At 67.2% G+C, this 9,459-nt stretch carries 8 protein-coding genes; all 8 read left to right on the top strand.

The annotated features are described in order from the left end of the window. Genes murD through ftsZ form a run of 8 tightly spaced genes read left to right on the top strand, consistent with a single transcriptional unit; the run spans position 1 to position 9,405 of the window. On the top strand, positions 1-1,347 hold the full coding sequence (murD, locus tag AB5S05_RS09750; RefSeq protein WP_369287315.1) for a UDP-N-acetylmuramoyl-L-alanine--D-glutamate ligase: 1,347 nt from the start codon (positions 1-3) through the stop codon (positions 1,345-1,347). Next, on the top strand, positions 1,347-2,603 hold the full coding sequence (gene ftsW, locus AB5S05_RS09745) for a putative lipid II flippase FtsW (protein WP_369287314.1): 1,257 nt from the start codon (positions 1,347-1,349) through the stop codon (positions 2,601-2,603). Before murD ends, ftsW begins: the two co-directional genes overlap by 1 nt. Beyond that, positions 2,593-3,663, top strand: coding sequence for an undecaprenyldiphospho-muramoylpentapeptide beta-N-acetylglucosaminyltransferase (gene murG, locus AB5S05_RS09740; RefSeq protein WP_369287313.1), 1,071 nt, complete (start codon positions 2,593-2,595; stop codon positions 3,661-3,663). Before ftsW ends, murG begins: the two co-directional genes overlap by 11 nt. After that, on the top strand, positions 3,656-5,101 hold the full coding sequence (gene murC / locus AB5S05_RS09735) for a UDP-N-acetylmuramate--L-alanine ligase (RefSeq protein WP_369287312.1): 1,446 nt from the start codon (positions 3,656-3,658) through the stop codon (positions 5,099-5,101). The genes murG and murC overlap by 8 nt, the downstream gene beginning before the upstream one ends. After that, positions 5,098-6,048, top strand: a complete 951-nt coding sequence (locus AB5S05_RS09730; protein ID WP_369287311.1) for a D-alanine--D-alanine ligase — start codon at positions 5,098-5,100, stop codon at positions 6,046-6,048. The genes murC and AB5S05_RS09730 overlap by 4 nt, the downstream gene beginning before the upstream one ends. Before the next feature lie 3 nt (positions 6,049-6,051). Then, the gene (locus AB5S05_RS09725) at positions 6,052-6,909 is read left to right on the top strand and encodes a cell division protein FtsQ/DivIB (RefSeq protein WP_369287310.1); all 858 of its coding nucleotides are present in this window, start codon (positions 6,052-6,054) and stop codon (positions 6,907-6,909) included. Between the two features lie 20 nt (positions 6,910-6,929). Beyond that, positions 6,930-8,177: a cell division protein FtsA gene (gene ftsA, locus AB5S05_RS09720; RefSeq protein WP_369287309.1), complete on the top strand. Its 1,248-nt coding sequence runs from the start codon at positions 6,930-6,932 to the stop codon at positions 8,175-8,177. A gap of 43 nt (positions 8,178-8,220) precedes the next feature. Continuing rightward, positions 8,221-9,405, top strand: a complete 1,185-nt coding sequence (gene ftsZ / locus AB5S05_RS09715; RefSeq protein WP_369287308.1) for a cell division protein FtsZ — start codon at positions 8,221-8,223, stop codon at positions 9,403-9,405. Positions 9,406-9,459: the final 54 nt, after the last annotated feature.

Raw genomic sequence — 9,459 nt, 5'->3', positions numbered from 1 at the left:
GTGTCGTTGATCGCTTCCGACCAGTTCCGCATCGTTGTCGGCCTCGGCAAGAGCGGCATGTCCCTGGTGCGCTTCCTGGCGCAGCGGGGATTGCCCTTTGCCGTGGTCGACACGCGGGACAATCCGCCGGAGCTGGCCACCTTGCGTGAGCAGTTCCCGCAGGTGGAGGTGCGCTGCGGCGAACTGGACGTGGAGTTCCTCTGTCGCGCCAGCGAGCTGTTGATCAGCCCGGGCCTGGCCGTCGCCACCCCGGCCCTGCAGGCTGCGGCGGCGCGCGGGGTGAAGCTGTCGGGCGACATCGACCTGTTCGCCCGTCACGCCAAGGCGCCAATCGTGGCGATCACCGGTTCGAATGCCAAGAGTACCGTCACCACCCTGGTCGGCGAGATGGCCGCGGCGGCTGGCAGGAAGGTGGCCGTGGGCGGCAATCTGGGTACCCCGGCGCTGGATCTGCTGAGCGACGAGGTCGAGCTCTATGTGCTGGAACTGTCGAGCTTCCAGTTGGAGACCACCGAGCAGCTCAATGCCGAGGTCGCCACCTGCCTGAACATCAGCGAAGACCACATGGACCGCTATGACTCCCTGGCGGCTTATCACCTGGCCAAGCACCGCATCTTCCGCGGCGCCCGCCAGGTGGTGGTCAACCGCGACGACGCCCTGTCGCGGCCGCTGATCGCCGACCAAGTGCCGTGCTGGAGCTTCGGTTTGGGCAAGCCGGACTTCAAGCGCTTCGGCCTGCTCGAGGAGCAGGGCGAGAAGTACCTGGCGTACCAGTTCGAGGCGTTGCTGCCGGTGCGCGAGCTGCGCATTCGCGGCGCGCACAATCAGTCCAATGCCCTGGCCGCCCTGGCCCTGGGCCATGCGGTCGGCCTGCCGATGGCGGCGATGCTGGAAACCCTCAAGCGCTTCAGCGGGCTGGCCCATCGCTGCCAGTGGGTCGGCGAGCGCAAGGCCGTGGCCTACTACGACGATTCCAAGGCGACCAACGTCGGCGCCGCCCTGGCGGCCATCGACGGCCTGGGCGCGGACATCGCCGGCAAGCTGGTGCTGATCGCCGGTGGCGATGGCAAGGGCGCCGATTTCTCCGCCCTGCGCGCACCGGTCGCGCGTTTCTGCCGTGCGGTGATTCTGCTCGGCCGCGACGCCGAGCGCCTGGCCAGCGCCCTGGGCGACGCCGTTCCGCTGGTTCGCGTGGCTAGCCTGGCCGAGGCGGTACAACGCGCCAGCGCTCTGGCCCAGCCAAGCGATGCGGTGTTGCTGTCGCCGGCCTGTGCCAGCCTGGACATGTTCAAGAACTTCGAAGAACGCGGACGTCTGTTCGCCCAAGCCGTGGAGGCGCTCGTCTGATGCTTGCCTGGCTGCGTCCTTACCCGTCCCCGCTGTTCGGCCGCCGTGGCCCGGACCTGGATTTCCCGATGCTCGCCGGTTGCCTGGCGCTGCTCGGTCTGGGGCTGGTGATGATCTCCTCGGCCTCCACCGAGGTGGCGGCAGTCAATACCGGCAATGTGCTCTATTACATGCTGCGCCACCTGATCTACCTGGTGATCGGCCTGGGGGCCGCCGGGGTGGTGCTGCTGATCCCGCTGGCCACCTGGCAGCGCTTCGGCGGCCTGCTGCTGCTGGCCGCCTTCGGCTTGCTGGTGCTGGTGCTGGTGCCGGGAATCGGCCGCGAGGTCAACGGCTCGATGCGCTGGATCGGTTTCGGCGCCTTCAACGTGCAGCCCTCGGAGATCGCCAAGGTGTTCGTGGTGGTGTACCTGGCCGGCTACCTGGTGCGCCGCCAGGAAGAGGTGCGCGAGAGCTGGGCCGGCTTCTTCAAGCCCTTCGTGGTGCTGCTGCCGATGGCCGGGCTGCTGCTGCTGGAGCCCGACTTCGGTGCCACCGTGGTGATGATGGGGTCGGCCGCGGCCATGCTGTTCCTCGGCGGTGTCGGTCTGCTGCGCTTCGGCCTGATGGTCGCCCTGGCGGTCGGCGCGGTCTTCGTCCTGGTGCAGACCCAGGAGTATCGCCTGCAACGCCTGATCACCTTCACCGACCCCTGGGCCGACCAGTTCGGCTCCGGCTATCAGCTGACCCAGGCGTTGATCGCCTTCGGCCGCGGCGAGTGGTTCGGCGTCGGCTTGGGCAACAGCATCCAGAAGCAGTTCTACCTGCCGGAAGCGCACACCGACTTCGTCTTCTCGGTGCTCGCCGAAGAGCTGGGCGTGGTGGGCGCGCTGAGCACCGTCGGCCTGTTCGTCTTCGTCAGCGTGCGCGCCCTGTATATCGGCCTGTGGGCGGAGAAGGCCAAGCAGTTCTTCGCCGCCTATGTGGCCTACGGCCTGGCATTCCTGTGGATCGGCCAGTTCCTGATCAATATCGGGGTGAACGTCGGCCTGCTGCCGACCAAGGGCCTGACCCTGCCTTTCCTCAGCTACGGTGGCAGCTCCCTGGTGATCTGCTGCGTCAGCCTGGCGCTGTTGTTGCGCATCGAGTGGGAGCGCCGCACCCAGCTGGGCAGCGAGGATGTCGACTTCCAGGAGTCCGACTTTCCCGAGGCGGGCTTCCCCGAGGCGGGCTTCCCCGAGGCGGGCTCTCCCGCGGAGGTGGTCCATGCGCGGTAATGTGCTGATCATGGCAGGCGGCACCGGTGGCCACGTGTTCCCGGCGCTGGCCTGTGCTCGCGAGTTCCAGGCGCGCGGCTATCAGGTGCACTGGTTGGGCACGCCGCGCGGCATCGAGAACGAGCTGGTGCCGGCGGCCGGCTTGCCGCTGCACCTGATCCAGGTCAGCGGCCTGCGCGGCAAGGGCAAGCTGTCCCTGCTCAAGGCGCCTGTGCAGCTGCTCAAGGCCCTGTGGCAGGCGCGCAAGGTGGTGCGCGAGCTGCAGCCGGTCTGTGTGCTGGGCATGGGCGGCTATGTCACCGGCCCCGGTGGGCTGGCGGCCAGGCTCTGTGGTGCACCGCTGATCATCCACGAGCAGAATGCCGTGGCCGGCACGGCCAACCGCAGCCTGGTGCCCTTTGCCAGTCGGGTCTGCGAGGCCTTCCCGGACACCTTCGCCGCCAGCGCCAAACGCCGCACCACGGGTAATCCGGTGCGCGAAGAGCTGTTCCTGGAAACCCCGCGGGCGGCGCTGCGCAATCGCCGGGCCAGGCTGCTGATCCTCGGCGGCAGCCTGGGCGCCGAACCGCTCAACAAGTTGCTGCCCGAAGCACTCGCCCAGGTGCCGGAGCGGGTGCGCCCGGAAGTGTTCCATCAGGCGGGCAAGCAGCACGCCGAGATCACCGGCGAACGTTATCGCGCGGCTGGCGTCGAAGCGCAGGTCGCGCCCTTCATCAAGGACATGGCCCAGGCCTACGCCTGGGCCGACATGGTGGTGTGCCGGGCGGGGGCCCTTACCGTCAGCGAGCTGGCGGCGGCCGGGTTGCCGTCGCTGCTGGTGCCACTGCCCCACGCGATCGACGATCACCAGACGCGCAATGCCGACTTTCTCGCCAGAGAGGGCGCCGCCGTCCTTCTGCCACAACGTAGCACCGACGCTGCCGCATTGGCGGCGCGGTTGAACGAGGTCTTGATGCACCCTGAACGATTGAACGACATGGCGCGCACCGCGCGTCGCCTGGCCAAGCCGGATGCAACCCGCAGCGTGGTCGAGATTTGCCTGGAGGTGGCCCATGACTGAACGTGCGCAGGCCTTCCCGCAGCCGGAAATGCGCCGCATCCGCCGCATTCACTTCGTCGGCATCGGTGGCGCCGGGATGTGCGGCATCGCCGAGGTGCTGCTCAACCTCGGCTACCAGGTGTCCGGGTCCGACCTCAAGGCCTCGGCGGTGACCGAGCGCCTGAAAACCTTCGGCGCCCAGATCTTCATCGGCCATAGCGCCGAGAACGCCGCGAGTGCCGATGTGCTGGTGGTCTCCAGCGCCATCAACACCGCCAACCCGGAAGTCGCCAGCGCCCTGGAGCGCCGCATCCCGGTGGTGCCGCGGGCCGAGATGCTCGCCGAGCTGATGCGCTACCGTCACGGTGTGGCCGTCGCCGGTACCCACGGCAAGACCACCACCACCAGCCTGCTGGCGTCGGTGTTCGCCGCCGGTGGCCTGGACCCGACCTTCGTCATCGGTGGCCGCCTGAATGCCGCCGGCACCAACGCCCAGCTCGGCAGCAGCCGTTACCTGATCGCCGAGGCGGACGAAAGCGATGCCAGCTTCATGCACCTGCAGCCGATGGTCGCGGTGGTCACCAACATCGACATGGACCACATGAGCACCTACGAGGGCGACTTCAACAAGTTGAAGAAGACCTTCGTCGAGTTCCTCCACAACCTGCCGTTCTATGGTCTGGCCGTGGTCTGCGTGGACGACCCGGTGGTGCGCGAGATCCTGCCGCAGATCGCCCGTCCGACCATGACCTACGGCTTTGCCGAAGAGGCCGATGTGCGCGCGATCAATGTGCGTCAGCAGGGCATGCTGACCCACTTCACCGTGCTGCGTCGCGAGCGCGAGCCGCTCGAGGTGTCGGTCAACATGCCGGGCAATCACAACGTCCTCAACGCCCTGGCGACCATCGCCATCGCCACCGACGAAGGCATCAGCGACGAGGCCATCGTTCAAGGGCTGTCGGGCTTCCAGGGTGTCGGCCGGCGCTTCCAGGTCTACGGCGAGCTGCCGGTCGACGGCGGCGAGGTGATGCTGGTCGACGACTACGGCCACCATCCGCGCGAAGTCGCCGCGGTGATCAAGGCGGTGCGCGGCGGCTGGCCGGAACGGCGCCTGGTGATGGTCTACCAGCCCCATCGCTTCAGCCGTACCCGCGACCTGTATGACGACTTCGTCCAGGTCCTGGCCGATGCCAACGTGCTGCTGCTGATGGAGGTCTACCCGGCCGGCGAGGAGCCGATTCCCGGTGCCGACAGCCGTCATCTGTGCCACAGCATCCGCCAGCGTGGCCAGCTCGACCCGATCTACATCGAGCGCGGCATCGAGCTGGCGCCGCTGATCAAGCCGCTGCTGCGCGCCGGCGACATCCTCCTCTGTCAGGGTGCCGGCGATATCGGCGGCCTGGCCCCGCAACTGTTGCAAAGCCCGCTGTTCGCGGCGGCCGAAGGTGAGTCCAAATGAGCGCCGAGAGCCTGAAATCGCAAGTGCCGCCCAGCGCCTTCGGCCGGGTCGCCGTGCTGTTCGGCGGCAAGAGCGCCGAGCGCGAGGTGTCGCTGAAATCCGGGCGGGCGGTGTTGCACGCACTGCAGGCCGCCGGCGTGGACGCCTTCGGCATCGACGTCGGCGACGACCTGCTGCAGCGCCTGAGCGGCGAGAAGATCGACCGCGCCTTCATCGTCCTGCATGGCCGCGGTGGCGAAGACGGCAGCATGCAGGGCCTGCTCGAATGCGCCGGCATTCCCTATACCGGCAGCGGCATCCTCGCCTCGGCCCTGGCCATGGACAAGCTGCGCACCAAGCAGGTCTGGCAGAGCCTCGGCCTGCCGACGCCGCGCCATGCGGTGCTGAGCAGCGCCGAGGACTGCCGCGCGGCTGCGGCCGAGCTGGGCTTCCCGCTGATCGTCAAGCCGGCCCACGAGGGCTCCAGCATCGGCATGGCCAAGGTGGCCGATGTCGAAGCCCTGATCGCTGCGTGGACCGACGCTATTCGCTACGACTCGCAGGTGCTGGTCGAGCAGTGGATCCATGGCCCGGAGTTCACCGTCGCGGTGCTGCGTGGCCAGGTGCTGCCGCCGATTGCCCTGGGCACGCCGCACAGTTTCTACGATTACGACGCCAAGTACCTGGCCAATGACACCCAGTACCGCATTCCCTGTGGCCTGGAGGCCGCCAAGCAAGAGGAGTTGCAGTGTCTCACCCTGCAGGCCTGCGAGGCGGTCGGTATCCAGGGCTGGGCGCGGGTCGACGTGATGCAGGACGCTGCCGGTCAGTTCTGGCTGCTGGAGGTCAATACCGTACCGGGCATGACCGACCACAGCCTGGTGCCGATGGCGGCCCAGGCCGCCGGCCTGGATTTCCAGCAACTGGTGTTGGCGATACTGGCCGACAGCCTCGAGGCGAGGGGTTAAACCATGGGCGCTGCTCTGCGTCATCAGCCAGGCTCGGCCCGCGCGCCCGCGCGCGGCAAGCCTGTGCCGCGCGGCGCCAGCCGTCTGGTGGCCAAGGAGCCGATCAGCGTGCGCCTGCCCAAGCCGAACCTGGGGCTGGTCAAGCGAGTGACCTGGCCGCTGATGCTGCTGGTGCTGGGCCTCGGTGCCTACGAGCTGGCCCAGCGCCTGCTGCCCTATGCCGACCGGCCGATCGCCCGGATCAGTGTCGAGGGCGATCTCAGCTATATCAGCCAGCAGGCGGTGCAGCAGCGCATCGCGCCCTTCGTCACGGCGAGCTTCTTCAGTGTCGATCTGCTCGGCATGCGCCACGAACTGGAACAGATGCCCTGGATCGCCAGTGCCGAAGTGCGTCGCGTCTGGCCGGATCAGGTGCTGGTGCGCCTGGAGGAGCAACTGCCTGTCGCCCGCTGGGGCGAGGAGTCCCTGCTCAACAACCAGGGGCAGGCTTTCGCCCCGAGGGAGCTGGCGCACTACGAGAATTTGCCGCAGCTGTTCGGCCCCAAGCGGGCGCAGCAGCGGGTCATGCAGCAGTACCAGGTGCTCAGCCAGATGCTGCGGCCTCTGGGATTCTCCGTGGCGCGCCTGGAGCTGCGCGCGCGCGGCAGCTGGTTCCTCTCCACGGGGGAGGGGATCGAGTTGCTGTTGGGCCGCGATCATCTGGTGGAGAAGATGCGCCGCTTCAGTGCCATCTACGACAAGGCGCTGAAAGCGCAACAAGCGAATATCGCGCGGATCGACCTGCGCTACGCCAACGGCCTGGCCGTGGCGTGGCGTGAGCCGGTCGCGCCTACGGCGGCGCAAGCCGCCGCCGTGCAGTGAATCAGGAGAAGGCAAGCAAGATGGCAAACGTGCAGAGCGGCAAGATGATCGTCGGCCTGGACATCGGCACCTCCAAGGTGGTGGCGTTGGTGGGCGAGGTGACGGCCGATGGCCAGTTGGAAATCGTCGGCATCGGCACCCACCCCTCGCGTGGCCTGAAGAAGGGCGTGGTGGTCAATATCGAGTCCACCGTGCAGTCGATCCAGCGCGCGGTGGAGGAGGCGCAGCTGATGGCCGGCTGCCGTATCCACTCGGCCTTCGTCGGCGTGGCCGGCAACCACATTCGCAGCCTCAACAGCCATGGCATCGTCGCCATCCGCGATCGCGAGGTCAGCTCGGCGGACCTCGAGCGCGTGCTGGATGCGGCCCAGGCGGTGGCGATACCGGCCGACCAGCGGGTGCTGCATACCCTGCCGCAGGATTACGTGATCGATAACCAGGAAGGCGTGCGCGAGCCCTTGGGCATGTCCGGCGTGCGCCTGGAGGCCAAGGTGCATGTGGTGACCTGCGCGGTGAACGCCGCGCAGAACGTCGAGAAATGCGTGCGCCGCTGCGGCCTGGAAGTCGACGACATCATCCTCGAGCAACTGGCCTCGGCCTATGCGGTGCTGACCGACGACGAGAAGGAACTGGGCGTGTGCCTGGTCGACATCGGCGGCGGCACCACCGACATCTGCATCTTTACCGAGGGGGCGATCCGCCACACCGCGGTGATCCCGATCGCCGGCGACCAGGTCACCAACGACATCGCCATGGCGCTGCGTACGCCGACCCAGTACGCCGAGGAGATCAAGATCCGCTACGCCTGCGCCCTGGCCAAGCTGGCCGGCGCCGGCGAGACCATCAAGGTGCCCAGCGTCGGTGACCGGCCGCCGCGCGACCTGTCACGCCAGTCCCTGGCCGAAGTGGTCGAGCCGCGCTACGACGAGCTGTTCACCCTGATCCAGGCCGAGCTGCGGCGCAGCGGCTACGAAGACCTGATCCCGGCCGGGATCGTGCTCACCGGTGGCACGGCGAAGATGGAAGGGGCCGTCGAGCTGGCCGAGGAGATCTTCCACATGCCGGTGCGCCTGGGCCTGCCGCATAGCGTCAAGGGCTTGGCCGACGTGGTGCGCAACCCGATCTATTCCACGGGCGTGGGCCTGTTGCTGTACGGCCTGCAGAAGCAGGCAGACGGCATCTCCATGTCTGCCATCGGCGGTTATGCCGATGAAAACAAGACTCCGGTATTCGAGCGCCTGCGGCGCTGGGTACAGGGCAATTTCTGATTTGCGGTAGGCGTTACAACTAGAAAGGGAAAGGAGAAATAAAATGTTCGAACTCGTAGACAACGTGCCACAAAGTGCCGTTATCAAAGTAGTGGGAGTCGGTGGCGGCGGCGGTAATGCCGTCAACCACATGGCGAAGAACAACATCGAGGGCGTCGAGTTCATCTGCGCCAACACCGACGCGCAAGCCCTGAAAAATATCGGTGCGCGCACCGTGCTGCAACTCGGCACCGGGGTGACCAAGGGCCTGGGCGCCGGCGCCAATCCGGAGGTCGGTCGCCAGGCCGCCCTGGAGGACCGCGAGCGCATCGCCGAAGTGCTGCAGGGCTGCGACATGGTCTTCATCACCACCGGCATGGGCGGTGGCACCGGCACCGGCGCCGCCCCGGTGATCGCCGAAGTGGCCAAGGAGATGGGCATCCTCACCGTGGCGGTGGTGACCCGTCCGTTCCCGTTCGAAGGTCGCAAGCGCATGCAGATCGCCGAGGAGGGTATTCGCGCCCTGGCCGACAGCGTCGACTCGCTGATCACCATCCCCAACGAGAAGCTGCTGACCATCCTCGGCAAGGACGCCAGCCTGCTGTCGGCCTTCGCCAAGGCCGATGACGTGCTGGCCGGCGCCGTGCGCGGCATCTCCGACATCATCAAGCGTCCGGGCATGATCAACGTCGACTTCGCCGACGTGAAGACCGTGATGAGCGAGATGGGCATGGCGATGATGGGCACCGGCTGCGCCAGCGGTCCGAACCGGGCTCGCGAAGCCACCGAGGCGGCGATCCGCAACCCGCTGCTGGAAGACGTCAACCTGCAGGGCGCGCGCGGCATCCTGGTCAACATCACCGCCGGTCCCGACCTTTCCCTGGGCGAGTACTCCGACGTCGGCAACATCATCGAACAGTTCGCCTCCGAGCACGCCACCGTCAAGGTCGGTACCGTGATCGATCCGGACATGCGCGACGAGCTGCACGTCACCGTGGTGGCCACCGGCCTGGGCGCGAAAATCGAGAAGCCGGTCAAGGTTATCGACAATACCGTGCAGGTCAGCGCGCCAGTCGTCGCCCAGCCCGCGCCGACGCGCAGCGAGCAAAGCGTCAATTACAAGGACTACGAGCGCCCGACCGTTCAGCGTCAGAGCCATGCCGGGGCGGCCACTGCGGCCAAGTTGAACCCGCAGGACGACCTGGATTACCTGGACATCCCGGCCTTTCTGCGTCGTCAGGCCGATTGATGGAATGTATCAGGAGTATTGGGGTGATTGGTGTTCAGCAAAGGCCGGTTCTGC

The organism is Pseudomonas zhanjiangensis, from assembly GCF_041027545.1.
Lineage (GTDB): Bacteria > Pseudomonadota > Gammaproteobacteria > Pseudomonadales > Pseudomonadaceae > Aquipseudomonas > Aquipseudomonas zhanjiangensis.
The sequence above is the reverse complement of the archived record's forward strand: the minus strand, read 5'-3'. Positions and strand labels throughout refer to the sequence as shown.

Excerpts from the sequence above, each read along its gene's own strand:
- ftsW (WP_369287314.1), top strand. The coding sequence starts at position 1,347 with ATGCTTGCCTGGCTGCGTCCTTACCCGTCCCCGCTGTTCGGCCGCCGT.
- murG (WP_369287313.1), top strand. The coding sequence starts at position 2,593 with ATGCGCGGTAATGTGCTGATCATGGCAGGCGGCACCGGTGGCCACGTG.
- murC (WP_369287312.1), top strand. The coding sequence starts at position 3,656 with ATGACTGAACGTGCGCAGGCCTTCCCGCAGCCGGAAATGCGCCGCATC.
- AB5S05_RS09730 (WP_369287311.1), top strand. The coding sequence starts at position 5,098 with ATGAGCGCCGAGAGCCTGAAATCGCAAGTGCCGCCCAGCGCCTTCGGC.
- AB5S05_RS09725 (WP_369287310.1), top strand. The coding sequence starts at position 6,052 with ATGGGCGCTGCTCTGCGTCATCAGCCAGGCTCGGCCCGCGCGCCCGCG.
- ftsA (WP_369287309.1), top strand. The coding sequence starts at position 6,930 with ATGGCAAACGTGCAGAGCGGCAAGATGATCGTCGGCCTGGACATCGGC.
- ftsZ (WP_369287308.1), top strand. The coding sequence starts at position 8,221 with ATGTTCGAACTCGTAGACAACGTGCCACAAAGTGCCGTTATCAAAGTA.